This is a genomic window from Brevundimonas albigilva (assembly GCF_023503965.1).
In the GTDB taxonomy this organism is placed as follows: Bacteria; Pseudomonadota; Alphaproteobacteria; order Caulobacterales; family Caulobacteraceae; genus Brevundimonas; species Brevundimonas albigilva.
In genome coordinates this window covers 1,123,561-1,149,772 of sequence record NZ_CP097298.1, presented here as the reverse complement: position 1 = coordinate 1,149,772, position 26,212 = coordinate 1,123,561, and the positions used below count along the sequence as shown (strand labels likewise).

Below are 26,212 nucleotides of genomic sequence, written 5' to 3'. Positions count from 1 at the left end.
TTAGCCCTGAAGCGCCGCTCGGACCGCCGCCAGGCCGTCCTCGGCCTTGGAGCCGTCGGGCGCGCCGCCCTGGGCGAAGTCGGGCTTGCCGCCGGCGCCCTGGCCGCCCATGGCCAGCACCGCCGCGCGGGCCAGGTCGGCGGCGTTGACGCGGTCCGTCACGTCGGAGGTGACGGCGACGGTGACCGCCGCCTTGCCGTCCGTGACGCCGATCAGCGCCACGACGCCCGAGCCGACCTGCTTCCTGAAGTCCTCGGCCACGCCGCGCAGGCCCTTGCCGTCCACCCCGTCCAGCACGCGGGCGATCAGCTTGATCCCGCCGATCTCCTCCGGCGCCGCCTCGGCGCCCGAGCCGCCGCCCAGGGCGAGTTGCTTCTTCAGCTCGGCGACCTGTTTCTCCAGCGCCTTGACCGAGGTCTGCAGGCCCTCGACCCGGCCCGGCACGTCGGCGGGCTGGATCTTGAAGTCGCGGGCCAGGCCGCGCGCGACCTTGGCCTGGCCCTCCAGATAGAGGCGCGCCGCCTCGCCGGTCAGGGCCTCGATGCGGCGGACGCCGGCGGCGACGCCGGTCTCCTGCACCACCTTGAACAGGCCGATGTCGCCGGTGCGGGCCACATGGGTGCCGCCGCACAGTTCGACCGAATAGGGCGCGTTGTCGGACGTGAGCGACCGGCCCAGCGTCAGCACCCGGACCTCGTCGCCGTACTTCTCGCCGAACAGGGCGATGGCGCCGGCCTCGATGGCGTCTGCGGGGGCCATCAGCCTGGTTTCGGCCGGCACGTTCTGGCGGATCACGGCGTTGACCTCGGCCTCGATGGCGGCCAGTTCGTCCTCGGTCACGGGGGCGGAGTGGCTGAAGTCGAAGCGCGCGCGTTCGGCGTCGACCAGCTGGCCCTTCTGCGCCACCGCCGCGCCCAGCACGTTCTTCAGCGCCGTGTGCAGCAGGTGGGCGGCCGAGTGGTTGGCGCGCGTCGTGGCGCGCTTGTCGGCGTCGACCAGCTGGGCGACGCGGGTTCCGATCTCCAGCTTGCCGGCCGTGACCTGGACCGACAGGACGTGCAGGTCGCCCGCGTGCTTCTTGACGTCGATCACCTCGGCGTCGCCCGAGGTTCCGTCGGCGCCGGACCATTCCAGGGTCCCGTGATCGCCCGCCTGGCCGCCGCTTTCGGCGTAGAAGGGGGTCGTGTCGAACAGGACCTCGACGATGTCGCCGGCCTCGGCGGCCTCGACCGGCTGGCCGGCCTTCATCAGGGCCAGGACCTCGCCCGATCCCTCGACGGCGTCATAGCCGGTGAAGACGGTCGGTCCCATGCGGTCGCGCACGGCCAGCCATTCGCCGGCGTTGGCCGTCTGGCCCGAGCCCTTCCAGTTCTCGCGCGAGCGCTGGCGCTGCTCGGCCATCGCCGCCTCGAAGCCTTCGACGTTGACGGAAAAGCCGCGGCGGCGCGCCTCGTCCTGGTCAGGTCCAGCGGGAAGCCGTAGGTGTCGGACAGGGTGAAGGCGGTCTGGCCGTCCAGCATGTCGCCGGGGCGGAAGCCCTGAACCGCCGTGTCGAACAGGGCCATCCCCTTGGACAGGGTGGTGCGGAAGCGGATCTCCTCCTGCTTCAGCGTGTCCTCGATGAAGGCCTGGGCGCGGGCCAGTTCGGGATAGGCGGCGCCCATCTCGGCCACCAGGGTCGGCACCAGCCGGTGCATCAGCGGGTCCGAGGCGCCCAGCAGGTGGGCGTGGCGCATGGCGCGGCGCATGATCCGGCGCAGGACATAGCCGCGCCCCTCGTTCGACGGCGTGACGCCGTCGGCGATCAGGAAGGAGGAGGAGCGCAGGTGGTCGGCGATGACCTGGTGCGAGGGCTTGCGCTCGCCCTCGGCCCTGGTCGAGGTGGCGTCCTCGGAGGCCGCGATCAGGGTCTTGAACAGGTCGGTCTCATAGACCGAATGCACGCCCTGCAGCACGGTGGTCATGCGCTCCAGGCCCATGCCGGTGTCGATGGACGGCTTTTCGAGCTTGCGAACGATCTCATCGTTCTCCTTCTCGAACTGCATGAAGACGTTGTTCCAGATCTCCACGAAGCGGTCGCCGTCCTCGTCCGGGCTGCCGGGAGGGCCGCCGGGCACGCTGTCGCCGTGGTCCCAGAAGATTTCGGTGCAGGGGCCGCACGGGCCGTTTTCGCCCATGGCCCAGAAGTTGTCCGAGCCGGCGATGCGCACGATCTTGTCGTCCGAGAAGCCCGCGACCTTCTTCCAGATCGCCGCCGCCTCGTCGTCGTCGATATAGACGGTGACCATCAGCCGCTTGGGATCCAGGTCGAAGTCCCGCGTCACCAGGTTCCACGCCCGCTCGATGGCGTGTTCCTTGAAATAGTCGCCGAAGGAGAAGTTCCCCAGCATCTCGAAGAAGGTCAGGTGCCGGGCGGTGTAGCCGACATTGTCCAGGTCGTTGTGCTTGCCGCCGGCGCGGACGCACTTCTGCGACGAGGTGGCGCGCGGATAGGGCGGCTTGGCGGCGCCGGTGAAATAGTCCTTGAACGGCACCATGCCCGCGTTGACGAACAGCAGGGTCGGGTCGTTCTGCGGCACCAGCGGAGCCGAGTGCACCTTCTCGTGGCCGTCGGCCGCGAAATAGTTCAGGAAGGTGGAGCGGATCTCGTTCAGGCTGGGCATGGCGTCTCGGGCTTTTAGGCGCGGGGCTTTGGGGAAACAGGCCATATAGGGCGTCGCGGCGCGCGAGGCCATGCGTTTCGCGACCTCAACGCCCCGCTATCGCCCGCTGCGGGTTGGCGCTATGGGGCGGGATGATCTCCAAGACCACCCGGTTCGACGTGCTGGACGCGCTCAGGGGCCTTTGCGCCATACTGGTGGTCTTTTTCCACCTGCCCGTCAGCAGCCACTTCCACGCGCTGCCGCTGACCCGCCACGGCTATCTGTTCGTCGACTTCTTCTTCGTCCTGTCCGGCTTCGTCATCGCCCACGCCTATAGCGGGCGGATCGGCACGGTCGGCGACGCGGGGCGCTTCCTGGTGCGAAGGGTGGGGCGGGTGTGGCCGCTGCACATGGCGATCCTGGCCGCCTTCGTGCTGCTGGAGCTGTGTCGGCTGTGGTTCCGCTTCGACGCCGTGCCGCCCTTCTCCGGCGACCGGGCGCCGCAGTATCTGATCTCCAACATCCTGCTGGTCCAGGCCTTCGGCCTCCATCATCACCTGACCTGGAACGGGCCGGCGTGGAGCATCAGCGTGGAGATGGGCTGCTACGTCCTGTTCGCCCTGATGCTGCTGGCGGCGCCGCGCCGGTTCACGCCGATCGCCGTGATCCTGGCCGTGGTCGGGGCGCTGGTCGTGCTGACCTTTGCTCCGCGCTACATGAACACGACCTACAACTTCGGCTTTCCCCGGGCGATGTACGGCTTCCTGCTGGGCTGTCTGGTGCAGCGCATCTGGAGCGCGGCGCCCGATCCGGGGCAGGGCCTGGTCCGGTGGCTGGAGCCGATCAGCCTGATCGCCGCCGTGGCCTATGTGTCGCTGGCGCGCGGGCCGTGGACGGTGCTGGCGCCGCTGATCTTCGCCGTCTGCATCTGGGTGTTCGCCTCGGAGGCCGGGCGGGTGTCGCGCTGGCTGTCGGCGCGGCCGCTGCTGCGCCTCGGCCACTGGTCCTATTCGATCTACATGACCCACATGCTGGTCATCACCGTCATGCTGATCGTGGCGCGGAAGGCCGGGATCATGGAGAACCGGCGCATCGACTTCGGCTCGGTATGGCTGAACGACCTGTTCGCCCTGGCGGTGCTGGCCTTCATCGTCGGCCTGTCGGCCCTGACCTACCGCTGGATCGAGACGCCGGGCCGCGACTGGGTCAACGGCTGGCTGAAGCGGCGGGACGCGCGGCGCGCGCGGCCCGTCCTCGCCGCCGAGACGGCCTAGGCGGCCATCCGCCATTCGGGCTGAACCTGGCCGAAGCGGCCTTCGTCCCACAGGGCGTCCTCGTCCGAATAGCGGGCGCTGGCGGCGGCGAAGACGACGTCCACCACCTGCTCCTCCAGCCGGTCCCAGATGACGGCCAGGTCGGCGCAGCCGTCGGCCTCGCACGGGACGATGATGTAGCGTTCGGCGTTGACGGCGGCGTGGGCGGGGTGGGGGCGGAAGCGGGCCATGTGAGGATCTCCTGAAGCGTTCGCCTCTTGTCGATGAGGACGTTATGGAGCAGCATTGCGCCAGAAACGGACGTATCATTTCGAGGGCGCGCGGTGCGGCACGACAAGGCGGCGATGGTGATCGAACTGGCGCGGCGCATGGCCGCCAGCGCCGAGGGCCTGACCATCGACGAGATGGCGCGCGAGATGCGCGTGGGCCGCCGCACCGCCGAGCGGATGCGTGACGCTGTGCTGATGCTGTTCCCCCAGGTGGACGAGGTGTCGGACCCGCCGACCAAGCGCTGGCGCATCCGGGGCGGGCTGTCGGCCTTCGAACAGGCGCCGACCGCGACCGAGATGCTGGAGCTGACCAAGGCGGCCGCGGCCCTGACCGCCGCCGGCGAACCCGTGCGGGCCGCCGCCCTGCAGGGGCTGGAGCGCAAGATCAAGGCGGCCATGCGCTCGACCACGCTGAACCGGATGGCGCCGGACCTGGAGGCCCTGGTGCGGGCCGAGACCATCGCCGTCCAGGCCGGGCCGCGCCCCTCGGCGGACGAGGCCATGCTGACGGCGATCCGCGCGGCGGTCCTGGCGCAGCAGCCGCTGGGGTTCACCTATTGCCGACCGGGCGCCGAGCCGCGACGGCGCAGCGTGGCCCCGTGCGGCGTCATGTTCGGCCGCGCCAACTATCTGGTCGCCGCCGACCGCGAGACGGGCCGCATCCAGACCTTCCGCCTGGACCGGATGAGCCACGTCGCCCCGCAGGAGGGCGTGGCGGCCCCGCCCGCCGACTTCGACCTGACCGTCTTCGCCAGCCAGTCCTTCGGCATCTATCAGGACGAGATCGAGGACGTGGTCCTGCGCATCTCGCCCGAGGGCGCGGCCGAGGCGCGCGGCTGGCGCTGGCACCCGACCCAGAGCTTCGAGGACCAGCCGGACGGGTCGGTGATCGTGCGCTTCCGCGCCTCGGGGATGCGCGAACTGGCCTGGCACCTGTTCACCTGGGGCGAACAGGCGACCATCCTGGCCCCCCAACGGCTGAAGGCGGTCATGGCCGGGGAACTGGACGCCGCCCGGCGCGCTCTGGACGCCGCCGGAGGATGACCAAGGCTTAAGGTGACGCGGGCGCGCCGCCGACCTAAGCCGTTGGACCTCTTCCTGTCAGTGGAGATCCGAATGCCCCGTCGCCCGGCCCTCGCCGCGTCCTTCCTGGCCCTGTCCGCCTTGTGCGTGGAGGCCTGCGCCCCCGTCGCCGCGCCGCCCCCGTCGTCCGCCCAGCAGGCGCCGAGGGTCGAGGTCTCGGTGGTGCGCGACGGCGACGACTGGAGCGTGGACTATGTGCTGGATCGCGACGCGCCGGCGTGGGCCTTCTTCAACTCGGCGCTGTTGCGCGACAGCCGCCGGCCGTGGCGGCCGGACTGGTGGACGGTCCAGACGCCGGGCGTGACGATCGAGCGTGTCGGGGACTATGACGTGCTGCGGTCGACCGACGGCGGGCCCGTGCCGCGTCGCGTCAGCATCCGGATGCGGCCGCGCCCCGGCGACCTGGAGGCGGCATACGACCCGGCGCTGGTCTTCTCGGACGGGACCGTGGCCCTCTATTCCGAACAGTTCGACGTCATCCCGCTGGAGGCCGCCGCCGCCGCCCGCGACCTGCCGCGCGACCTGAACGGGGTCGCCGTGCCGGGCGGGCCGGCGCGCGTGACCTGGCGCGACGCGGCCGGGCCGGTGCTGTTCAAGGGCGAACGGCGGGCCGAGGTCACGGCCGTGGAGGCCGAGACCTATGTGCTGTTCGGCGAGGCGACGACCCGCCAGGGCGACGGCGTGACCACCGTGGTGTCGATCCCGGCCTGCCGCGCTGGCTGGGCGACGAACTGGCCGGCTTCACCCCGCGCGTCATGGGCTATTACGCCCGGCGGCTGGGGCCGGCGCCGGGCGACGCCCCGACCCTGATGGTCAGCTGGACCGGCCCGACCAGGTCCCTGTCCAGCATGGGCGGCAGCGTCCTGCCGGGCATGATCTCCATGAGCTTCGAGGGGGAAGGGGTGCTGAACCCCGACCGGGAGGCGCTGGACCGCGCCCACTGGTTCATCGGCCACGAGGGCGCGCATTTCTGGCTGGGGCAGGCGGTGCGCTATGAATACGCCCGCGACATGTGGATCACCGAGGGCGGCGCCGACCTGATGGCGGTGCGGGCGCTGAAGACGCTGAACCCCGCCTATGACGCCCGGGCCGAGTTGCAGACCGAGGTGGACGACTGCGTGCGGCTGACCCAGGGGCGCTCGGTCGTCACCGCCGCAGACCGGGGCGAGCACCGGGCGCACTACGCCTGCGGCGCCGTGTTCGCCATGGCGGCCGAGGGCGCGCAGAAGGCCCGGACCGGCGGCGACTGGTTCGACTTCATCAAGCCCCTGCTGGCCCAGCCGGACGGCGTCCTGACGCGCGAGGAATGGCTGTCGGCCCTGACCGGCGTGTCGCGCGACCCCTCGCTGCGCCTGGGCGTCGAACAGTTGCTGGACCAGGGCGCGGCCGACCCCGCCGCCGTCGTCGCCCGCCTGTTCCAGCGCACCGGCGTCGCCTTTCGCATGGACGGCGGGCGGGTCGTGCTGATCTAGGTCGCCGCGTCCAGGGATTGATGCGGATCAAGGCGCGGCGGCCCGGGCGGGCGCATCCAGGCTTCGAACACAAAGGAGCCTGGCCATGACCTGCGCCAATCTGATGGTCTATGTGGACGACGAGCCGGACAATGTCGCGCGGATCGGCTTCGCCTGCGATCTGGCGCGGGCGCTGGACGCCGAGGTGATCGGCGTCTCGGTCAGCGAGGCCGAGCCGCCCCTGGCGGACGTCGCCGCGGTGGGCGGCATGGCCGGCGAAATCCTGTCCCTGCGGCGCGACCAGGCCGCCGCCGAACTGGCCGAGGCCCGCGCCCGCTTCGCGGCGACGGCCGAGGCGGCGAACGTACGCCATTCCTGGCGCGCGCAGATCGGCTATCCGGCGGCCTGGCTGGCGCGTCAGGCGCGCGCCGCGGACCTGCTGCTGATCGGCCGCGAAGGGGGCCGCCGCCCCTATCGCGCCCCGGATGCGGGCGACCTGGTCATGGCCGCCGGCCGTCCGGTCCTGATCGCCCCGCCGCAGGCCCAGGCCGCGCCGCTGGACGGCGTCGCCCTGGTCGCGTGGCAGGACGGGCGCGAGGCCCAGCGCGCGACCGCCGGCGCCCTGCCTTTGCTGCGCCGGGCCCAGGCCGTGCGGGTGGTCGAAATCTGCGCCCCCGACCAGGCGGACGCGGCCCAGGCGCGGGTGCGGGACGTGGCCGACTGGCTGTGTCGCCACGGCGCAGCGGCCGAGGGCGAGGTCCGCATCGCCGACGACCGCCCGGCGGGCGACCGGCTGCTGGCCTGCGTGGAGGAGACGGGCGCCAACCTGGTCGTCGCCGGCGCCTGGGGTCATTCCCGCCTGCGCGAATGGGTGCTGGGCGGCGTCACCCAGGCCCTGATCGCCCGCTGCCCCGCCTGGTTGCTGCTCAGCCACTGAGGCGGATGCGCTCTTGTTATGGACCATTCAATGGTCCATATTGGCCCGGAAGGAGCGGACCCATGGAAGTTTCTGTGACGGACGCCAAGGGCCAGCTGACCGACCTGGTCCGGCGGGCCGAAGCGGGTGAAGAGGTGGTGCTGACCCGGCACGGCCATCCGGCGGTGAGGCTGGCTCCGATGCGGGCTGCGCCGGATCGGGACGCGCGCCGCACGCTTCTGAAGACGGTGCGCCAATCGGCCGGCGTCAAGGCCGCTGCGGTTGACGGACCGGCCGCCTCCCGCAGCCAGGACTTTCTTTTTTATGGGGCGGACGGCCTGCCCGAATGATCGCGGTCGACACCTCCGCCCTGATGGCGATCCTGTTGGGCGAGCCGGAGGCGGACGCCTGCGCCGAGGCGTTGGAGGAAGCCGACGTCTTGCGGATTTCGACGGCCACCGTCGCCGAGGCCCTGATCGTCGCCGCGCGCAGGGGACTGGGCGAGGAGATGCAGGCGCTGATCGACGGTCTGGGCTTCGAAGAGGCGGCCGTCACGCCGGCTGCGGCGCGACGCGTCGCGCGGGCTTACGGCCGGTGGGGCAAGGGCGCGCATCCGGCCGGGCTGAACTTCGGCGACTGCTTTTCCTATGAGGCGGCGGTTTCGGCCGATTGCCCGCTGCTTTACGTCGGCGACGACTTCGCCCGCACGGACGTGAGGTCGGGTCTTACCCCTCACCCCGCCGCGAACGGATAGGGGCTGACCGACTTGGACCAGTCGTCCACCGCCAGCGGGCGGTCGATGGGGGCGGCGGCGCGTTCGGCGCAGTGGCGGTGGCACAGGCGGCAGGCCGGCCCGATGGGGGTGGCGTCGGGCCGCTCCAGGTCCAGGCCGCGCGCATAGGCCAGGCGGTGGGCGTGGCGCAGTTCGCAGCCCAGGCCGACGGCCAGGTCGTGCGCCTCTCCGTAGCCGTCGTGGCCCTGGCGCTCGACCGTGCGGGCGAAGGTGAACCAGCGGTTTCCGTCCGGCGTCTCGATGATCTGGGTGACGATCCGGCCCGGCGTGCGGAAGGCCGAATGCAGCCGCCAGCGCGGGCAGGCGCCGCCGAAGCGCGAGAAGGGAAAGGCGCCGGCGGCATAGCGTTTGGAGATGTTGCCCGCCTGGTCCACCCGCATCAGGAAGAAGGGGACGCCGCGCGCCGACGGCCGCGACAGGGTGGTCAGCCGGTGCGCCGCCTGTTCGTAGCTGACGCCGAAACGGGCCTGGAGCCGCGCCATGTCGTAGCCGGCAGCCTCGGCCGCGCGCTGGAAGGCGGCGTAGGGCAACAGGGTCGCGGCGGCCAGGGTGTTGGTCAGCGCCACCTTCAGCAGCGCGCGGGTCGCCTCGTCCGGCGCGTTCGCGGCCCCGGCCAGAGCGTTCAGCGCGGGGCCGTGCTCGGCCAGCGCCAGCTGGTAGGCGATGGCGAAGGCGCGCGAGGCCGGGCCCAGGGTGTCGGACAACAGCAGGCGGCGGCGGTGCAGGTCGAAGCGGCGGGTCCATTCCACCATGACCTCGGCCGGCAGGGTGCGGACGCCCAGGTCGTGCTTCGCCGCCAGCCGCTGGCGGGCGGCGGGCTCGAAGCCGTCGCCGTGCGCGGGGGCGTCGGCGGCCAGAGCTTCGGCCAGCGCCTCGCCCATCTGGTCCAGTTCGGGGAAGTGGTTGCCGCGCGCTTGGACGTATTCGCGCACCCAGTCGGCCGGGCTGGCCTCCAGCAGGCCCTCGCCGGTGTCGGCGGCGGCGCGGGCCCGGGCGCGCTGGTCGTCGAAGGCGCGATACAGGCGCAGCAGGGCGTCGGCGGCGCCCGGCGCCTCCTCGATCAGCTCCAGCAGTTCGTGGCGCGGGACGGACAGGCCCTTGAACAGCGGGTCGGCCAGCGCCTCGGCCAGCCGCGCCTCGTCCGCCTCTCCGCCCTGGTTCAGGGTGCGCAGGTCGACGTCGTATGTCTCGGCCAGCCGCAGCAGCAGCTGGGCCGACACCGGCCGCTGGTTCCGCTCTATGTGGTTGAGATAGCTGGGGGAAACGCCCAGGTCGGCGGCCATCGCCGTCTGGGTCAGCGACAGGTCGCGCCGCAGCCGCTTCAGCCGCGCGCCGAGGAAAAGCTTGCGATCCGCCGCCGTGTCCATGGTCACAGAATGTCACTTTTGGATCGACAAAGCAAAGTCATATTGTGACATCATGACTTCGCCATTCGCGGTTGCCATGTATCGTTCGTGACACTGGCGTGTTCTTGTCCCTGAGACGGCGGCCCCGGCCGCGCCTTTCCAGAGACGAGATCGATCATGACCACCTTCGCCGACCTGGTTCCGTCCCCCGCCGGCCGCTTCGACGGCATCGAGCGCCCCTACACGCCGGAGGACGTCCTGCGCCTGCGCGGCTCCGTGCCGATCACCTATTCGCTGGCCGAGCGCGGCGCCAACCGCCTGTGGCAACTGCTGCACGACGAGCCCTTCATCAACGCCCTGGGCGCGGTGACCGGCAACCAGGCCATGCAGATGGTCCGCGCGGGCCTGAAGGCCATCTATCTGTCGGGCTGGCAGGTCGCGGCCGACGCCAACACGGCCGGCGCCATGTATCCGGACCAGTCGCTGTATCCCGCCAACGCCGCGCCCGAACTGTGCCGCCGCATCAACCGCACCCTGCAGCGCGCCGACCAGATCGAGCACGCCGAGGGCGGGGCCAAGCGGGACTGGTTCGCCCCCATCGTCGCCGACGCCGAGGCCGGCTTCGGCGGCCCGCTGAACAGCTTCGAGATCATGAAGGCCTTCATTGAGGCGGGCGCCGCGGGCGTCCACTTCGAGGACCAGCTGGCGAGCGAGAAGAAGTGCGGCCACCTGGGCGGCAAGGTGCTGATCCCGACCCAGGCGCACGAGCGCAACCTCGTCGCCGCGCGCCTGGCCGCCGACGTCTGCGGCACGCCGACCATCACGGTCGCCCGCACGGACGCCGAAAGCGCCCAGCTGATCACCTCGGACATCGACGAGCGCGACCAGCCCTTCATCGACCGCGACAATCGCACGCCCGAGGGCTTCTTCCGCCTCAAGGAAGGCACGGGCCTGGACCACTGTATCGCGCGCGGCCTGTCCTACGCCAACATCGCCGACCTGCTGTGGTGGGAGACGTCGCACCCCGACCTGGACGACGCCAAGAAGTTCGCCGAAGCGATCCAGAAGCAGCACCCCGGCAAGCTGATGGCCTACAACTGCTCGCCGTCGTTCAACTGGAAGGCCAAGCTGGACGACGCCACCATCGCCAAGTTCCAGCGCGAGCTGGGGGCCATGGGCTACAAGTTCCAGTTCGTGACCCTGGCCGGCTTCCACGCCCTGAACAACTCCATGTTCGAGCTGGCGGACGGTTATCGCGACAACGGCATGGCGGCCTATTCGGAACTGCAGCAGCGCGAGTTCGCCAACGAGGCGCGCGGCTACACCGCCACCCGCCACCAGCGCGAGGTCGGCACCGGCTATTTCGACCAGGTCGCCACGGTCATCTCCAACGGCACGTCGTCCACGACGGCGCTGAAGGACTCGACCGAGACCGCCCAGTTCACCCACGCGGCTTGAGGAAAGGACCCATCATGGAACCGCTGACCCGAACCGAAGCCATCATCGACTTCTGCCTGGCCCCGCTGGCGCTGGACGCCGGCACCGAGGCCGAGCGCGAGGTGCGCCGCCGCCTGACGCACGTGCTGCGCACCTACCAGGCCAAGGTCGCCAATCCGGTGGCCGTCGACTTCTCCAACATGCCCTCGCAGGTCATCAACGAGGCGGCCCACGGCTACGAATAAGCCTAACCCTTTAGGCGTCATTCCGGGGCTTCGCGCAGCGGAGAACCCGGAACCCAGGGCCGGCGCACGCCTCCTGGGTTCCGGGTTCGCTCCTCGAGCGCCCCGGAAGGACGCGTTAACTGCCCGATCTGAACGCCGCGGGCTTCAGCCCGTGGCGTTGCAGCTTGTCGTACAGCGTCTTTCGCGGCACCCGCATCTCGGCCAGGACGGCGGCGATGTCGCCGCGATGGGCCTCCAGCGCCGCGCGCAGCAGGTCGGCCTCGAAGCGGTTGAGACGTTCGGGCAGGCTCAGCCCCTCGTCGGCGGGACGGGCCGTCTCTTCCAGCGACAGGGCGACGCGCTCGGCGTAGTGGGCCAGTTCGCGGATGTTGCCGGGCCAGTCGGCCTCCAGCAGGCGCCGCCGGATCGCATCGTCGACCGCCGGCGGCTCCACCCCGTGGCGATCGGCGGCGCGGCGCAGGAAGTGGGCGAACAGCAGGGGGATGTCCTCGCGTCGCTCGCGCAGCGGCGGCACGCGCAGCCGCACCACGTTCAGCCGGTAATACAGATCCTCGCGGAACGTCCCCGCCTTGGCCGCCTCGCCCAGGTCGACCTTGGACGAGGCCAGCACCCGCAAATCCAGCGCGCGCGGTTCGTTGGCGCCGATCGGATGGACCTCGCGCTCCTCCAGCACCCGCAGCATCTTGACCTGGACGCCCAGCGGCATGCTCTCGACCTCGTCGAGGAACAGCGACCCGTTGTGCGCGCGCTCCACATGGCCGACGCGGCGGCGCAGGGCTCCGGCGAAAGCGCCCAGCTCGTGCCCGAACAGTTCGCTCTCGATCAGGCCGTCGGGCAGGGCGCCGCAGTTGACCGCCACGAAGGGCGCCAGCCTGCGCCGGCCGCCATTGTGCAGGGCCCGCGCCACCGCCTCCTTGCCCGTCCCCGTCTCGCCCTCGATCAGCACGTCCATGCGCGCGTCGGCGATCTGGGCGATGGTGGCGCGAAGGGCGGTGACCGCGCGCGACGATCCGGCCAGAGGCAGCTCCTGGCCCCCCTCGGCGGCGATGGCCGCCAGGCGGCGGTTCTCCAGCACCAGGCCGCGCTTCTCCAGGGCTCGCTTCAGGCTGTCCTGCAGCCGCTCGAACGGAAACGGCTTGGCCACGAAGTCATAGGCGCCGTCGTGCATGGCCGCGACCGCGTCGGCGATGTCGCCGTGGCCGGTGATCAGGATGACGGGCAGGGTCGGGTCCAGCGCCTGCAGACGGCTGAGCAGCTGGCGCCCATCCAGGCCCGGCATCCGCAGGTCGGTGACGACCACGCCGGGGAAGTCGGCGTCGAGGACCTTCAGCGCCGGCTCGGCCGCGGAGAAGGCCCGCACGTCGCAGCCCTCCAGCGTCAGGCGCTCGACCAGGGCCTGGCGGAAGTCGGCGTCGTCCTCGACCAGGGCGACCGATGCGGGATGGTCGAAGCTCATCAGGCTTTCCTCAGGGTGGCGGCGAAGGTCGCGCCGTCCTGGCTGTCCAGCAGGTCCAGCTCGCCGCCGAAGCCGGCCACGATGTCGCGACAGATGACCAGGCCCAGGCCCAGGCCGTTGGCGCGGGTGGTGACGAAGGGGGTGAACAGCTGGTCTCGCACCGCGGGGGCACGCCCGGCCCGTTGTCGGCCACGATCAGGCGGACGCGATCGGCGTCGTGCTCGACCGCCAGGATCAGGCGCGCGCCGGGGCGGCCCTCCAGCGCCTCGGCGGCGTTCTTGACCAGGTTGACGATGACCTGCTCCAGCCGGAAGCGGTCGGCGCGCACCTTCACGTCGGCGTCGCCCCGCCGGATCAGTTCGATCCCGCCCTCGTCCAGCCGCCCGCGCGTCAGCAGCAGGGCGCCGTGGATGGCGTCCTCCAAGCGCACGGGCTCGATCTTCGGATCGGTCTTGCGCGAGAAGACGCGCAGTTCCTGGGTGATGGCGCCGATGCGCTGGGTCAGGTCGCCGATCCGCGCCAGGGCGCCGCGCGCCCGTTCGGGCTCGGCCCGGTCCATCAGGACGCCGGCGGTCTCGGCCTGGGTCTGGATGGCGGCGACCGGCTGGTTGATCTCGTGGGCCACGCTGGCCACGATCTGGCCCAGGGCGGCCAGTTTGCTGGCCTGCACCAGTTCGTCGCGCAGCAGTTCGCGCGCGGCCTCGGCGCGGCGGCGCTCCTCGATCTGGCGGTTCAGGGCGGTGTTGGCGTCGCGCAGTTCGCGGGTGCGTTCGTCGATGCGCCGCTCCAGCTCCAGCCGCGCCTCCTCCTCGGCGCGGGCGCGGGCGCGGGCCTGCTGGCGGCGGCGCAGCAGGACGGCGGCCAGCCCCGCGATCAGGGTCACGACCAGGGCGGCCAGGGCGCGCGCGGCGCCGACGGCCACGTCGATCGCCCCCGGCTGGGCGACAGCAGGTGCAGGGTCCATCCCGGCGTCGCCGTGCCGACCTGGGCGTGCATCCAGCGCTGCTCCCCGGCGCCGACCGAGGCCTGGACCAGGCGGGGCCGGTCGCCCTGCGGCGTGGCGAAGGGCAGGGGGCGCAACGACTCGGGCCGCAGCGTCTGGTCGATCAGGGTCAGGCGCCGACGGCGCTCGTCCAGCGGCTGGGTGGTGCGGAACCGCCAGTCCGGCACGCTGGTGATCAGGACCACTCCGCCCGGATCGACGACATAGGCCGGTTCGCCCGAGGCGCGCCATTCCGCCTCCAGGGCGTCGAACTCGACCTTCACCACCACCACGCCCAGCGGCCTTCCGTCGGCGCGGTCGACCCGCCGCGCCAGATAGAGGCCCGGCCGCCCCGACACCGTCCCCAGGGCGAAGAACTCGGCCCGGCCGTTCCTCATGGCGTTGATGAAATACGGGCGAAAGGCGTAGTCGGCGCCGACGAAGCTGGTCGGCAGGCGCCAGTTGCTGGCCGCGCGCGTGCGGCCCCCGGCGTCGATGGCGTAGATGGCCGCCGCCCGCGTCTGGCGCGCGAGATCCTCCAGCTTGTGGTTCACCCGCTCCACCTGGGCGACGCCGGGCGTTTCCAGCAGCCGCTCCACGTCCGGGTCGCCGGCCAGGGCCAGGGGCAGGGAGCGGTGCTTCTCCAGCTCGCTGCGCAGGACCGCCGCGTGCAGGGCGGCGGCGGCCTCGGCCTGACGCGCCAGCTCCGCCTGGGCGTTGCGGCGGGCGGCCTCTCCGGCGCCCAGGGCCGCCACGACGGCCGCGACCAGCCAGACCGCGACGAACAGCATCCAGCCCCGGCGCAGGGCGGGAATCGAACGGCGGGCGGCGGCGTGGGTCATGCCGACATTGTGCGAAAAATCGCACGATGACGCCAGGCGGGCGGGCGATAAATCGCACTTTCGCCGTCCCGACTGAGGGCGGAATTGAGACAATATCCAGCCTAATCAACGAACTGAAATAATCGTCGAGTGCGGTTGGTCGATCTCCGACGCTTCCTCGATAGTCCTCTCACGGAGCGTGGCGAAGATCGCGCCTGTCGAGGAGACTGCGGGAAACCGTCCCGCACATCAGGAGCCTTTCGTGATCCCAGTCCCTTCCGAGACCGCGCCGGCCGTCCGCCGGCCGTTCTATCGCCACCTGTATTTCCAGGTGCTGATCGCCATCGCCCTGGGGGCGATGATCGGCCACTTCTGGCCGGTCTTCGGCGAGAGCCTGAAGCCGCTGGGCGACGGCTTCATCAAGCTGGTGAAGATGGTCATCGCCCCGGTGATCTTCCTGACCATCGTGACCGGCATCGCCGGGATGCGCGACCTGGGCAGCGTCGGGCGCGTGGCGGCCAAGGCCTTCGCCTATTTCCTGACCTTCTCGACCCTGGCCCTGATCGTGGGCCTGATCATCGCCAACATCGTGCGTCCCGGCCACGGGCTGAACATCGATCCCGCCACGCTGAACGCCGGCGCGGTCGAGCAATACGCCGCCGCCGCGCACGAGAGCACCATCGTCGGCTTCCTGATGGGCGTCATCCCCGACACCCTGGTCAGCGCCTTCTCGACCGGCAACATCCTGCAGGTCCTGTTCGTGTCGATCCTGTTCGGCGTGTCCCTGGCCCTGATCGGCGAGCGCGCCCAGCCGGTGCTGGACCTGTTCGAGACGCTGAGCATCGCCGTCTTCAAGCTGGTGGCCATCGTCATGAAGGCCGCGCCGATCGGCGCCTTCGGGGCCTTCGCCTTCACCATCGGGGCCTACGGCATCGCCTCGATCGCCAATCTGGCCGCCCTGATCGCCACCTTCTACCTGACGTCGATCATCTTCGTGGTGGGCGTCCTGGGGCTGGTCGCCATCGCCAACGGCTTCAACATCCTGAAGCTGATCCGCTACCTGAAGGAAGAGCTGCTGCTGGTGCTGGGCACCTCCAGCTCCGAGGCGGCCCTGCCCAGCCTGATCGCCAAGATGGAGCGCGCCGGCGCGGCCAAGTCGGTGGTCGGCCTAGTCGTGCCCACCGGCTATTCGTTCAACCTGGACGGCACCAACATCTACATGACGATGGCGGCCCTGTTCATCGCCCAGGCGCTGAACATCGACCTGACGATCTGGCAGCAGATCACGCTGCTGCTGGTGGCCATGCTGTCGTCCAAGGGCGCGGCGGGCATCACCGGCGCGGGCTTCATCACCCTGGCGGCCACCCTGTCGGTGGTGCCGGACGTGCCGGTCGCGGGCATGGCGCTGATCCTGGGCATCGACCGCTTCATGAGCGAGTGCCGGGCCCTGACCAACTTCATCGGCAACGCCGTGGCCACCGTGGTGGTCGCGCGCTGGGAGGGCCAGCTGGACCGCGACGCCCTGCACGCCGCGCTGAACGGCCAACCCGCGCCCATCGCGGCCAAACCCGATCCGGCCGCCGGGCCGGGCGACGACCTGGTCCTCGCGGACGACTGACCGCGCGGGCGAACTTTTGAAGGCGGGACCGTCGGCGACAACGGCGGCCCGGGAGGAGGAGACATGAAGATGCAGTCCAAGTTCACCCTGAGGGCGGGCGCGGCCTCGGCCGTCCTGCTGATGTCGGCCGGCGCGGCCCTGGCCCAGGAGGCGGACCCGGCGACGGACGGCCAGCCCGCCCAGGTCGAGGACATCGTGGTCGTCGGTTCCCAGATCCGCGGCGCCTCGACCACGGCCGCCCTGCCGGTCACCGTCGTGACGCAGGAAGAGATCGTCGCGACCGGCGCGGTCAGCGGCGACGACCTGCTGCGCTCCATTCCCCAGATGGGCGACGTGCTGTTCTCCAGCGCCAACAACCCCCAGACCTCGAACGCGGCCCGCGGCGACGTCAATTCGGTCAACCTGCGCTCGCTGGGCGTCGGCAACACCCTGGTCCTGCTGAACGGCCGCCGCATCGTCCAGCATCCGACCAGCCAGGGCACGTCGGACACCGGCACGGTGCCGGTGCTGAGCTACAACTCCAACGCCATCCCGGTCTCGGGGCTGGAGCGGCTGGAGGTCCTGCTGGACGGCGCCGCGGCCATCTACGGCGCGGACGCCGTGGCCGGCGTGGTCAACACGTGCTTCAGGAAGACTTCGACGGCCTGGAGATGAAGGCCCAGTACGGCGGGGCCGAGGGCACGCACCGACGCGAGTTCACCCTGGGCCTGTTCGCCGGCAAGGACTTCGAGCGCGGCAACATCTCGGGCTTCCTGGACTATACGGACCGCACGGCCCAGCGCGCCGAGGACATGGACTACACCGCCTCGGACGATCGCCGCGCCCTGTTCGCCGACGTGCCGGGATACGAGACGTCGACCGATCCGGACGCGCGCTCGTCCTATACGTCGTGGGCCAACTTCCAGACGCCGTTCCGGGTCCGCCAGGGCACGACCAACCTGACCTCCGCCGCTGGCGCCTTCCACAACCAGCCCTCGGCCCTGGGGTGCACCGCGCCGATCGGCGGCGACGTCTGCCTGGCCAGCGGCAACATCAGCTACAGCAGCGCCGCCGCGCGCGACCTGCGCTACGACGGCGCGCGGGGCGCCACCGTCTCGCCCGACGTCGAGCGGCTGAACCTGTTCGTCTCGTCTCGGGCCACTACGACCTGGACAACGGCGTCACCGCCTTCGGGGAGCTGGGCTATTACACGGCCACCACCCAGAACATCCAGCCCGCCACCATCCTGTTGAACCCGCTGTGGATTCCGGCCAGCAACTACTGGAACCCGTTTGGGCCGATCACCTTCGCCGACGGCACGGTCAACCCCAACCGCCTGCCGGGCTTGAGCAATGTTCCGGCCGAGGGCACAGACGTGAAGCTGGTCCGCTATCGCTTCAACGACGTGGGCGAGCAGGTCGTTGACGTCGACAACTGGCAGTCGCGCATCCTGGGCGGTCTGCGCGGCGAATGGCGCGGCTTCGACTGGGAAAGCGCCATCCTGTATTCGGAGGCCGAGGCGACGGACACCTCCAACGCCATCAACCTGACGGCGCTGCAGGCCAGCCTGGCCCTGTCGACGCCCGACGCCTACAACCCCTTCAGCGGCGGCTGCGTCGACGACACCAGCGGCGGCGACTGCACGCCCAGTTCGCAGACCGCGATCGACGCCATCAGCACCGACCTGACGCGGGTGTCCAAGACGACCCTGGCGCTCTGGGACTTCAAGGTGAGCCGTCCCGACCTGTTCACCCTGCCGGGCGGGCCGGTGGGGGTCGCCCTGGGCGTCGAGGCCCGCAAGGAGACCCAGCGCGACGACCGCGACGAGGACCTGGACGGCACCAACGTCTTCGTCGACATGATCAGCGGCGAAACCAGCATCTCGAACATCGCCGCCGTCAGCTCCAACCCCGACACCTACGGCGAGCGCGAGGTCTATTCGGCCTATGTCGAGTTCGCAGTGCCGGTGGTCTCGCCCGAGATGAACGTGCCGCTGGTGCGCAGCCTCGATTTCCAGATCGCCGGCCGGTACGAGCACTATTCGGACTTCGGCGACGTCGCCAAGCCGAAGATCGCGATGGCCTGGGACATCATCGACGGCGTTCGCGTTCGCGGGTCCTATTCGCAAGGGTTCCGCGCGCCGAACCTGGAACAGACCAATGCGGCCCAGTACGCGCGCCTGTCGACCAACAACGACTACATCCGCTGCGAGGCGGACCTGCGCCTGGGCCGGATCGACAACTTCAACGAATGCTCCCAGCCCGCCAGCGCCTCGCTGCTGGTGTCCGGCAACCCGGAGCTGGAGCCCGAGGAAAGCACCAACCAGTCGATCGGCCTGGTGTTCCAGCCCTGGTTCATCCCCGAGCAGTTCGGCCGCTTCACCTTCACCATCGACCGCTGGAAGATCGAACAGGAGAAGATCGTCGGCCTGCTGGGCGCCCAGTCCAACGTCGTGCTGGATTATCTGAACATCCTGCAGGGCACGACCAACGACAACGTCAACCGCGCCCCGGTGACGGCCGACGACATCGCCTTCTTCGAAGGCAGCGGCATCACCCCCGTGGGCCAGATCACCTCGATCGAGGACCAGTTCATCAATCTGCTGCCGCAGACGGTGGAGGGGTTGGACATCGGCATGCAATGGCGGCTGCGCGGCACGCCCTGGGGCGACTTCCGCGCCAGCCTGAACGCGGCCCATCTGATGGAATTCAACCGCTCGGCCGGCCCGCTGGTTGAATCGCTGTTCGAGGCGCGCGAACAGGGCCTGATCAACGAGAACACGCCGCTGCCGATCTCGGAAACCCTGCTGGCCCGCAACGGCCGGCCGGAATGGCGGGTGTCGGGCTCGTTCACCTGGTCGCAGGGCCCGTGGCAGGTCGGCGCCTTCACCCAGTACATCAGCTCGGTCACCGAAACGGGCTTCCTCAGCTCCGAGGGCGACGCCTGGACGGTCGACAGCCAGCTGACCGGCAATCTGTACGGCCAGTACGAGTTCGAGGACGGCTACGGCTTCGCCTCGGGCACGACGGTTCGGGTCGGCGCCCGCAACATCACCGACGAACAGCCGCCGCTGTCGTCGGAAGGCTATCTGGGATCGCTGTACCGTCCCTATGGCCGCTACTGGTACGTCAACGTCTCCAAGACGTTCTGATCCGAGGAGGCGAAGGATGCGCCCGATCCCGATGCTGGCGGCCGCCGCCGCCCTGACGCTGATCGGCGCGCCCTTCGCCGCCGCCCAGACGACGCAGGCCGCCGCCCCCGCCGCCGCCCCGTCCGATCCCTCCCCGGACCCGGCCGCCTGTCCCGACTTCCTGCCGCAGCAGACGCGGTGCTGGTCGGGGCGGGCGGCCAAGGGGGGTATTACTGGATCGCCGTGCCCAAGGACTGGAACGGGACGCTGGTGGTCCACGCCCACGGCGGGCCGCGCACGGCCGCGCCCGAACCCGACGACCCGCTGGAGGATCTGGAGCGGTTCTCCATGACGGTGAAGGAGGGCTACGCCTGGGCGGGCTCGACCTATCGCCGGGGCGGCTACGGCGTGCGGATGGCGGCCGAGGACACCGACGACCTGCGCCGGATCTTCTGGGACGCCTTCGGCCGGCCGCGCCGCACGATCCTTCACGGCCAGTCCTGGGGCGGCAATGTCGCGGCCAAGACGGCCGAGCTCTACGCCCGCGACGCGGAGGGGCAGGTGGTCTGGGACGGCGTGGTGCTGACCAGCGGCGTCCTGGCCGGCGGAGCCCGCGCCTATGATTTCCGCGCCGACCTGCGCGCCGTCTATCAGTTCTACTGCCACAACCACCCCGCCCCGGACGAGCCGCAGTATCCGCTGTGGCGGGGCCTGCCGATGGACAGCGCGATGACCCGCGCCCAGCTGGCCCAGCGGGTCCAGGCCTGCACCGGCGTCGGCCTGGCCGAGAGCCGGCGCACGGCCGAGCAGAAGCGCAACCTGGCCGACATCCTGGCCGTCGTCGGGATCGAGGAGGACCAGCTGGTCTCGCACCTGGCCTGGGCCACCTTCCTGTTCCGCGACATGGTGCAGACGCGGCTGGACGGGCTCAATCCGTTCGACAACAGCGCGACGGTCTATGCGGGCTCGCACGACGACGCGGCCCTGAACGCGGGCGTGCAGCGGTTCGCCGCCGATCCGATGGGCGAGGCGCGCCTGGCCTATGACGCGGCGCTCAGCGGCCTGATCGTGGCGCCGACCCTGACCATCCACGGCAAGGCCGATCCGACCGCCTTCGTCTCCAACGAGGCCGCCTATCGCCGGACGGTGGCGGCGGCGGGCCGGTCGGACCTCTTGGTCCAGACCTTCACCGACGAGGCCGAGCACAGCCGCCTGTCGGCGCCGCAGTACGTCGCCCTGTTCCAGGCCATGTCGCGCTGGCTGGACGCGGGCGACAAGCCGACGCCGCAGGGCGTGGCGGCGCTGTGCCAGGCAGCGGCCCCTCGCTATGACGGCGGCTGTCGTTTCGACGTGGATTTCACGCCGACCGTCGACTGAGGCCGGGATCGCGAAGCGACGCCTTAGCCGATCAAGGTCTAGCCCCGGCGCGGGCGCCTGTCCTATAGCGGGGCGTTCGTCACGGGAGCCTTCGTATGCGCGTCGCCATGATCGGGTCCGGCTATGTCGGCCTGGTGTCGGGAGCCTGTTTCGCCGACTTCGGCCACACGGTCGTCTGCATCGACAAGGACCCGTCCAAGATCGAGCGGCTGAACCGGGGCGAGATCCCGATCTTCGAACCCGGCCTGGACGATCTGGTCGAGACGAACGTACGCGACGGCCGCCTGTCCTTCTCCCAGGACGGCGCCGAGGCGATCCGGACCGCCGACGCCGTCTTCATCGCCGTGGGCACGCCCAGCCGGCGCGGCGACGGCCACGCCGACCTGTCCTACGTCCATGCGGCGGCCGAGGAGATCGCGGGCCTGATCCAGGGCTTCACCGTCGTGGTCACCAAATCGACCGTGCCGGTCGGCACGGGCGACGAGGTCGAGGCCATCATCCGCCGGGTCAATCCGGACGCCGACTTCGCCGTGGTCTCCAACCCCGAATTCCTGCGCGAGGGCGCCGCCATCGGCGACTTCAAGCGGCCCGACCGGGTGGTCATCGGCGTCAACGAGGACGCGGCGGCCGAGCGCGCCCGCACGGTGATGAGCGAACTCTATCGCCCGCTGAACCTGAACGAGAGCCCGCTGCTGTTCGTCAACCGCCGCACGTCGGAACTGATCAAATACGCCGCCAACGCCTTCCTGGCGATGAAGATCACCTTCATCAACGAGATGGCGGACCTGTGCGAGGCGGTCGGCGCGGACGTGCAGCAGGTCGCGCGCGGCATCGGCCTGGACAAGCGGATCGGCGCCAAGTTCCTGCACGCGGGCCCCGGCTACGGCGGGTCGTGCTTTCCCAAGGACACCATCGCCCTGGTCCGCACGGCCCAGCAGTATGGCGCGCCGACGCGGCTGATCGAGGCGACGGTGGCGGTCAACGACGCGCGCAAGCAGGCCATGGCGGGCCGGGTCGAGAAGACGCTGGGCGCCAGCGTCCAGGGCAAGACCGTCGCCCTGCTGGGCCTGACGTTCAAGCCGAACACCGACGACATGCGCGACGCCCCGTCGCTGGACATCGCGCCGGCCCTGATCGGCGGGCGCGCGGGTCCAGGCCTTCGATCCCGAGGGGATGCACGAGGCCGCGAAACTGCTGGACGGCGTGGAGATGAAGGACAGCGCCTATGACGCGGTCCAGGGCGCCGACGCCGTGGTCATCGTCACCGAATGGGACCAGTTCCGGGCGCTGGACCTGGACCGCGTCAAGCTGCTGATGAACCAGCCGGTGCTGGTCGATCTGAGGAACATCTACCGGCCCGAGGACATGCAGCGGCGCGGCTTCCGATACTCCGGCATCGGGCGCGGCTGAGATGGCGCGGCCGGTCATCGTCACGGGGGCGGCCGGCTTCATCGGCATGCACGTCGCCGAACGGCTGCTGAACCGGGGCGAGGCGGTCGTCGGCGTCGACGTCTTCAACGCCTATTACGACCCGCGCCTGAAGGAGGCGCGCGCCGCCCGGCTGGAGGGGCGCGACGGCTTCCGCATGGTGCGGCTGGACATCGCCGAGCACGAGGCGATGCGGGCCCTGGTCGCCGACAGCGGCGCCGACCGGGTGGTGCATCTGGCCGCCCAGGCGGGGGTGCGCTACTCGATCGACAATCCCTTCGCCTATGAGCGGTCGAACCTGGCTGGGCATCTGTCGATCCTGGAGGCCTGCCGCCACGCCGGGATCGAACATCTGGTCTATGCGTCGTCCAGTTCGGTCTATGGCGACCGGCCGCTGGACGGGCAGGGGTTCAGGGAGGACGATCCGACCGTCAGCCCGGTCTCGCTCTACGCCGCCACCAAGCGGTCGTGCGAACTGCTGAGCCAGAGCTACGCCCGCCTCTACGGCTTTCCGCAGTCGGGCCTGCGCTTCTTCACCGTCTATGGCCCGTGGGGCCGTCCGGACATGGCCTACTACAGCTTCACGCGCCGGATCGTGCGGGGCGAGCCGATCGAGGTCTATGGCGAGGGGCGCATGGCGCGCGACTTCACCTATATCGACGACATCGTCGACGGGGTGCTGGGCGTGCTGGACCACCCGCCGGCCGAGGGGCGCACGAGATCTACAACATCGGCGACAGCCAGCCGGTCGGCCTGATGGAGATGATCGCTACGCTGGAGGCCGCGCTGGGCGTGCAGGCGAACAAGATCATGCGCCCGATGCAGCCCGGCGACGTCACCGCCACCTACGCCGACATCTCCAAGCTGAACGCCCTGACCGGCTACAGGCCCAGGGTCGCGCTGGGCGACGGCCTGCCGAAGTTCGTCGACTGGTGGCGGTCGTTCGAGAACGGGTAGGCGTCCGCACCCTCGTCATTCCGGGGCGTCCGCAGGACGAACCCGGAACCCAGGACCGCATCACCCCGCGTGGACCGCCCTGGGCTCCGGGTTCCGCTGCGCGGCCCCGGAGCGACGATGGCCGGCGACCCGACCGTCAGAACAATATCTTCCTCAGGTTGATGCGGAACACGCGGCCCTGCGGGTCCAGATAGTCGGCCTGGTAGTTGACCGGCCGGGCGCCGTCGCTGGAGGTGGCCGAGACCCGATCGTCGAACAGGTTCTGCACCCCGACGCCGACGCGCGTGCCGTCCAGGAAGGGGAAGCGCGCGACCAGCGACTTGCGCTGCGACAGGTCGGCGAAGGCGAACAGGTTCACCGTCGTGCGGTCCGAGAACTCCAGGTCCGGCGAGCCCAGGGCGTCGCCCTCGACCGTCGTGCCCGACTTCCAGTTGGCGTTCAGAAAGGCGCCGTAGCCGTTCCGGAAGGCGCCGGCCTGCAGCTGCACCTCGTGGCGCGACTGACCGCCCGAGCCGCTGATGGAGTCGCCGTCCAGAAGGTCCAGCGGCGCCAGGCCGTCGCGGATGACGACCTCGTCCTGAACGCGCCAGGTGTGGGTCAGCGACAGGTTGAACATCCCCTGTCCGGGCTGCATGGCCGATCCGCGACCGCCGCGCATCCGGGCGCCGCCAGGACCGCCAGGGCCGCCGGGGCCGCCGGCGCGCGATCCGCCGTCGCCCGGCGGGGACCCCCGGGCGGAGGTCCGCCCGCGCCCGGGCCTCCGCCCCGGCCCCGACCCGCCGCCGCCGCGGGATTGGGCGCGCCGAACGCGCGCGAGAAGTTGAAGCCCCACTGCACGTCCTGCTGCTCGCGCTTGGCGAAGTTCAGCGGCCGAGCGTCGATCGACAGCAGGTTCCCGTCGTCGTCGCGGGTGAACCGCTCGGGCAGGGCGGCCTCCAGGTCCGGGGTGATGGCCGGGAAGCTGGAGATCTCGTTGTCGGTCTCGGTGCGGGTGTAGGCCAGGTTCAGCCGCAGGTCGCGTTCCGAGAACGGCTGCCAGTTGACCCCCAGCTTCAGGATGCGGCTGTCCTCGGCCTTCAGATTGGGGTCGCCGCCGGTGATCTGGGTGATCTCGACCGTCTGGCCGGTGGCGAAGTCGAACACCGGCGTGTTGGGGGTGGAGACGAACGGGTCGTTCAGCTGCTGGATGGTCGGGGCCTTGCCCTCGTCGGAATAGTTGGCCGACAGCGACAGCCGCTCCCACGGCGACCAGTTCAGCCCGGCGCCGATCTCATGCACGCCGCCGAAGTCCGACAGCTCGTCGTACTGCAGGTTCAGATTGGCCGACAGGTCGCCCAGCACGGGCAGGACGCCGCGATCCTTGTTGGCGATCGGCAGGTCGAAGTTGGCCTGGAAATTCCCCTGGTCGCGCGACTGCGACCGCTCGCTGGCCGCGCCGGACCGGACGCTCTCGGAATCCAGCGACTGGTGCTCGGCCCCCACCTTGAAGGTCGAGGTCAGGTCGCCGGCCGGCAGCTCCCAGGCCGTGCCGTTCAGCACGAACTCGGCTTCGGCCGTCTGCGAGACCGAGCGGGCGGTGTCGCGCAGGGCGTCGCCGACCAGGCCGTCGATGTCGCCGAACGGATTGACGGACGGGTCGCCCGCCTCGATCGCGGCCTGGAGAGCGTCGTCGTCCACGCCCCGCCCGGTCGAGGTCTTGGTCTCGGTGCGGGTGTATTCGCCGGTCGCGGTCCAGCGCCAGTCGCCCAGATAGCCGTCCAGAACGCCGCCCAGTTCGGCCGTGCGGGTGTCGACCGATCGGCTGAGCGCATCGGGGCGGTCGACATAGCGATACAGCAGCACGTCGTTGGCGAACGGCGAGAAGCCGCTGCTGGACGGCAGGGTCAGGGTCACGCCCGGCAGGCCCAGGTAGCTGAAGCTGGAGCTGTCCTCCAGGCTGCCGCTCAGGGTCAGGCCGACGCTGTCGTTCAGGTCGTGCTTGTAGGTCCCGGCGATCGAGGCCTCGTCCGACTGCGGCAGCAGGGTGCGATAGGCGTTCAGGTCGTCGGCGCGCGCGACCCCGGCGGTGGCGACGAAGTCGCTCAGGCTCGGCGCCCCGCCGGCGGCCGAGGCGGGCACGCCCGCCACCGTCACGGCGGACCCCGCCAGGGCTGACAGGGCCGGGTCGATCTGGGCGCCGTTCAAGCCCGTGACGTTGCCGACCCGGTCAAACAGCACGTTCGTTCCGGTGCGGTCGATGTCGCGTTCGGTCTCGTACAGCGGATTGCTGGTCTGACCGTTAATGTCCAGCGACCAGCGGTCCGAGCCTTCGATCCGCAGGATGTTGTTCTCGGACTGGGTGGTGGTGCGGCCGCCCTGCTCCGAACGGCTGACGTTGACCGAGGCGGTCAGCGAGCGGAAGTCGGCCTTCAGCACGATGTTCACGACCCGCTGGTTGGCGCTGTAGCCATAGGACAGCGCCGTCTCCTCGGGCAGGATGTCGAACCGTTCGATCGCCTCGGGCGGGATGCCGCGGATCTCGCGAAAGCCCGAGATGCGCCGGCCGTTGACCAGGAAGACCGGCGAGCCGCCGCGGGCGCTGCGGGTCTGGGCCTCCAGCAGCGTCACCAGCTCGCCGATGTTGGTGGCGCCGAACGCCTGCAGCTGGGTGGTGTCGTAAGAGACGATGGGCTCCTGGCCGCCCAGGGCCACGCCGCGCTGCTGGCCGGTGACGACGATGTCGGGCAGGACGGCGACCGCCTCGTCCTCGGGCGGCGTCTGGGTCTGGACTTGGGCGACCTCGACGTTGGCGGTCGCCGCCGTCGGGGCCAGGGCAAGCAGGAGAAGGGACGCGGCGGGCATGGGGAGAAGCCTCGAATGCGGAAGTGCGCCCTATGGAGGACGCTGCAAAGGTGACCATAAAGCGGCGAAATTCATGAACGATTGGAAAGCGTTGCGGCGATCCAACAGGCCGCGGAATTCAACGTTCGACGCGCGACGGAAACGCCGGCGACCCGCGTTGAAGTCCG

Annotated in this window: 20 protein-coding genes and 4 pseudogenes; 16 read left to right on the top strand and 8 right to left on the bottom strand. The window is 70.5% G+C overall.

The window, feature by feature from the left end; genetic code table 11:
- A pseudogene (gene alaS / locus MU852_RS05995) lies at positions 1 to 2,663 on the bottom strand (alanine--tRNA ligase).
- Between the two features lie 131 nt (positions 2,664 to 2,794).
- Between alaS and MU852_RS05990 the strand changes: the two are divergent.
- Entirely contained in the window at positions 2,795 to 3,916 is a 1,122-nt protein-coding gene (locus MU852_RS05990; RefSeq protein ID WP_249751425.1) for an acyltransferase family protein, read from the top strand.
- On the opposite strand, the gene MU852_RS05985 is transcribed toward MU852_RS05990, so the two are convergent.
- Positions 3,913 to 4,146: a hypothetical protein gene (locus MU852_RS05985; RefSeq protein ID WP_249751424.1), complete on the bottom strand. Its 234-nt coding sequence runs from the start codon at positions 4,144 to 4,146 to the stop codon at positions 3,913 to 3,915. The two genes, MU852_RS05990 and MU852_RS05985, sit on opposite strands and share 4 nt — an antisense overlap.
- Positions 4,147 to 4,239: 93 nt before the next feature.
- Between MU852_RS05985 and MU852_RS05980 the strand changes: the two genes are divergently transcribed.
- The 6 genes from MU852_RS05980 (at position 4,240) to MU852_RS05955 (ending at position 8,389) form a co-directional block, all read left to right on the top strand.
- Complete coding sequence (locus MU852_RS05980; RefSeq protein WP_249751423.1) at positions 4,240 to 5,229, top strand: helix-turn-helix transcriptional regulator; 990 nt, start codon at positions 4,240 to 4,242, stop codon at positions 5,227 to 5,229.
- A 72-nt stretch (positions 5,230 to 5,301) separates the two neighbouring features.
- Positions 5,302 to 6,078, top strand: coding sequence for a hypothetical protein (locus MU852_RS05975; RefSeq protein ID WP_249751422.1), 777 nt, complete (start codon positions 5,302 to 5,304; stop codon positions 6,076 to 6,078).
- Positions 6,024 to 6,740 carry a hypothetical protein gene (locus MU852_RS05970; protein WP_249751421.1) on the top strand — a complete coding sequence of 239 codons (717 nt, stop codon included), beginning with the start codon at positions 6,024 to 6,026 and terminating at the stop codon, positions 6,738 to 6,740. Before MU852_RS05975 ends, MU852_RS05970 begins: the two co-directional genes overlap by 55 nt.
- 85 nt (positions 6,741 to 6,825) lie before the next feature.
- Positions 6,826 to 7,656: a universal stress protein gene (locus MU852_RS05965; protein ID WP_249751420.1), complete on the top strand. Its 831-nt coding sequence runs from the start codon at positions 6,826 to 6,828 to the stop codon at positions 7,654 to 7,656.
- Positions 7,657 to 7,730: 74 nt separating this feature from the next.
- Complete coding sequence (locus MU852_RS05960; protein WP_249751419.1) at positions 7,731 to 7,985, top strand: type II toxin-antitoxin system Phd/YefM family antitoxin; 255 nt, start codon at positions 7,731 to 7,733, stop codon at positions 7,983 to 7,985.
- Positions 7,982 to 8,389, top strand: a complete 408-nt coding sequence (locus MU852_RS05955) for a type II toxin-antitoxin system VapC family toxin (RefSeq protein WP_249751418.1) — start codon at positions 7,982 to 7,984, stop codon at positions 8,387 to 8,389. The genes MU852_RS05960 and MU852_RS05955 overlap by 4 nt, the downstream gene beginning before the upstream one ends.
- Here the strand turns inward: MU852_RS05955 and MU852_RS05950 are convergent.
- Positions 8,368 to 9,795, bottom strand: coding sequence for a helix-turn-helix domain-containing protein (locus MU852_RS05950; protein ID WP_249751875.1), 1,428 nt, complete (start codon positions 9,793 to 9,795; stop codon positions 8,368 to 8,370). The genes MU852_RS05955 and MU852_RS05950 overlap by 22 nt on opposite strands.
- A gap of 156 nt (positions 9,796 to 9,951) precedes the next feature.
- Here MU852_RS05950 and aceA point away from each other — a divergent pair, with 156 nt between their 5' ends.
- Both aceA and MU852_RS05940 read left to right on the top strand, forming a co-directional pair.
- Entirely contained in the window at positions 9,952 to 11,232 is a 1,281-nt protein-coding gene (gene aceA, locus MU852_RS05945) for an isocitrate lyase (protein WP_249751417.1), read from the top strand.
- A 14-nt stretch (positions 11,233 to 11,246) separates the two neighbouring features.
- Positions 11,247 to 11,456 carry a hypothetical protein gene (locus tag MU852_RS05940; RefSeq protein WP_249751416.1) on the top strand — a complete coding sequence of 70 codons (210 nt, stop codon included), beginning with the start codon at positions 11,247 to 11,249 and terminating at the stop codon, positions 11,454 to 11,456.
- A 115-nt stretch (positions 11,457 to 11,571) separates the two neighbouring features.
- Here MU852_RS05940 and MU852_RS05935 read toward each other — a convergent pair whose 3' ends face one another.
- The 3 genes and pseudogenes from MU852_RS05935 to MU852_RS05925 form a co-directional block, all read right to left on the bottom strand.
- Positions 11,572 to 12,912: a sigma-54-dependent transcriptional regulator gene (locus MU852_RS05935; RefSeq protein WP_249751415.1), complete on the bottom strand. Its 1,341-nt coding sequence runs from the start codon at positions 12,910 to 12,912 to the stop codon at positions 11,572 to 11,574.
- Positions 12,912 to 13,876, bottom strand: a pseudogene (locus tag MU852_RS05930) (sensor histidine kinase). Before MU852_RS05930 ends, MU852_RS05935 begins: the two are co-directional and overlap by 1 nt.
- Positions 13,792 to 14,736 carry a cache domain-containing protein gene (locus tag MU852_RS05925; protein ID WP_249751413.1) on the bottom strand — a complete coding sequence of 315 codons (945 nt, stop codon included), beginning with the start codon at positions 14,734 to 14,736 and terminating at the stop codon, positions 13,792 to 13,794. The pseudogene MU852_RS05930 and the gene MU852_RS05925 overlap by 85 nt, the downstream one beginning before the upstream one ends.
- A 241-nt stretch (positions 14,737 to 14,977) precedes the next feature.
- Here MU852_RS05925 and MU852_RS05920 point away from each other — a divergent pair, with 241 nt between their 5' ends.
- The 7 genes and pseudogenes from MU852_RS05920 to MU852_RS05890 all read left to right on the top strand — a co-directional run bounded on the left by MU852_RS05920 (position 14,978) and on the right by MU852_RS05890 (position 23,204).
- A complete protein-coding gene (locus tag MU852_RS05920) occupies positions 14,978 to 16,333 on the top strand; it encodes a dicarboxylate/amino acid:cation symporter (protein ID WP_430641198.1) in 1,356 nt (451 codons plus the stop codon).
- 63 nt (positions 16,334 to 16,396) lie between these two features.
- On the top strand, positions 16,397 to 16,987 hold the full coding sequence (locus MU852_RS05915; protein WP_249751412.1) for a TonB-dependent receptor plug domain-containing protein: 591 nt from the start codon (positions 16,397 to 16,399) through the stop codon (positions 16,985 to 16,987).
- On the top strand, positions 16,954 to 17,565 hold the full coding sequence (locus MU852_RS05910; protein WP_249751411.1) for a hypothetical protein: 612 nt from the start codon (positions 16,954 to 16,956) through the stop codon (positions 17,563 to 17,565). The genes MU852_RS05915 and MU852_RS05910 overlap by 34 nt, the downstream gene beginning before the upstream one ends.
- Positions 17,562 to 19,463 (top strand): TonB-dependent receptor domain-containing protein, encoded by a 1,902-nt coding sequence (locus tag MU852_RS05905; protein ID WP_249751410.1) that lies wholly within the window; start codon positions 17,562 to 17,564, stop codon positions 19,461 to 19,463. The genes MU852_RS05910 and MU852_RS05905 overlap by 4 nt, the downstream gene beginning before the upstream one ends.
- A gap of 177 nt (positions 19,464 to 19,640) precedes the next feature.
- A complete protein-coding gene (locus MU852_RS05900; protein ID WP_249751409.1) occupies positions 19,641 to 20,819 on the top strand; it encodes an alpha/beta hydrolase in 1,179 nt (392 codons plus the stop codon).
- A 95-nt stretch (positions 20,820 to 20,914) separates the two neighbouring features.
- Positions 20,915 to 22,229: pseudogene (locus tag MU852_RS05895) on the top strand (UDP-glucose dehydrogenase family protein).
- Position 22,230: 1 nt separating this feature from the next.
- Positions 22,231 to 23,204: pseudogene (locus MU852_RS05890) on the top strand (NAD-dependent epimerase/dehydratase family protein).
- Positions 23,205 to 23,340: 136 nt separating this feature from the next.
- On the opposite strand, the gene MU852_RS05885 reads toward MU852_RS05890, so the two are convergent.
- Both MU852_RS05885 and MU852_RS05880 read right to left on the bottom strand, forming a co-directional pair.
- On the bottom strand, positions 23,341 to 23,838 hold the full coding sequence (locus MU852_RS05885; protein ID WP_249751408.1) for a TonB-dependent receptor: 498 nt from the start codon (positions 23,836 to 23,838) through the stop codon (positions 23,341 to 23,343).
- Positions 23,802 to 26,045 (bottom strand): TonB-dependent receptor domain-containing protein, encoded by a 2,244-nt coding sequence (locus tag MU852_RS05880; protein WP_249751407.1) that lies wholly within the window; start codon positions 26,043 to 26,045, stop codon positions 23,802 to 23,804. Before MU852_RS05880 ends, MU852_RS05885 begins: the two co-directional genes overlap by 37 nt.
- Between the last annotated feature and the right edge of the window lie 167 nt (positions 26,046 to 26,212).

Excerpts from the sequence above, each read along its gene's own strand:
- MU852_RS05975 (WP_249751422.1), top strand. The coding sequence starts at position 5,302 with ATGCCCCGTCGCCCGGCCCTCGCCGCGTCCTTCCTGGCCCTGTCCGCC.
- MU852_RS05955 (WP_249751418.1), top strand. The coding sequence starts at position 7,982 with ATGATCGCGGTCGACACCTCCGCCCTGATGGCGATCCTGTTGGGCGAG.
- MU852_RS05990 (WP_249751425.1), top strand. The coding sequence starts at position 2,795 with ATGATCTCCAAGACCACCCGGTTCGACGTGCTGGACGCGCTCAGGGGC.
- MU852_RS05880 (WP_249751407.1), bottom strand. The coding sequence starts at position 26,045 with ATGCCCGCCGCGTCCCTTCTCCTGCTTGCCCTGGCCCCGACGGCGGCG.
- MU852_RS05925 (WP_249751413.1), bottom strand. The coding sequence starts at position 14,736 with ATGACCCACGCCGCCGCCCGCCGTTCGATTCCCGCCCTGCGCCGGGGC.
- MU852_RS05885 (WP_249751408.1), bottom strand. The coding sequence starts at position 23,838 with ATGCAGCCCGGACAGGGGATGTTCAACCTGTCGCTGACCCACACCTGG.
- MU852_RS05940 (WP_249751416.1), top strand. The coding sequence starts at position 11,247 with ATGGAACCGCTGACCCGAACCGAAGCCATCATCGACTTCTGCCTGGCC.
- MU852_RS05950 (WP_249751875.1), bottom strand. The coding sequence starts at position 9,795 with ATGGACACGGCGGCGGATCGCAAGCTTTTCCTCGGCGCGCGGCTGAAG.
- MU852_RS05935 (WP_249751415.1), bottom strand. The coding sequence starts at position 12,912 with ATGAGCTTCGACCATCCCGCATCGGTCGCCCTGGTCGAGGACGACGCC.
- aceA (WP_249751417.1), top strand. The coding sequence starts at position 9,952 with ATGACCACCTTCGCCGACCTGGTTCCGTCCCCCGCCGGCCGCTTCGAC.
- MU852_RS05970 (WP_249751421.1), top strand. The coding sequence starts at position 6,024 with ATGGGCTATTACGCCCGGCGGCTGGGGCCGGCGCCGGGCGACGCCCCG.
- MU852_RS05985 (WP_249751424.1), bottom strand. The coding sequence starts at position 4,146 with ATGGCCCGCTTCCGCCCCCACCCCGCCCACGCCGCCGTCAACGCCGAA.
- MU852_RS05965 (WP_249751420.1), top strand. The coding sequence starts at position 6,826 with ATGACCTGCGCCAATCTGATGGTCTATGTGGACGACGAGCCGGACAAT.
- MU852_RS05915 (WP_249751412.1), top strand. The coding sequence starts at position 16,397 with ATGAAGATGCAGTCCAAGTTCACCCTGAGGGCGGGCGCGGCCTCGGCC.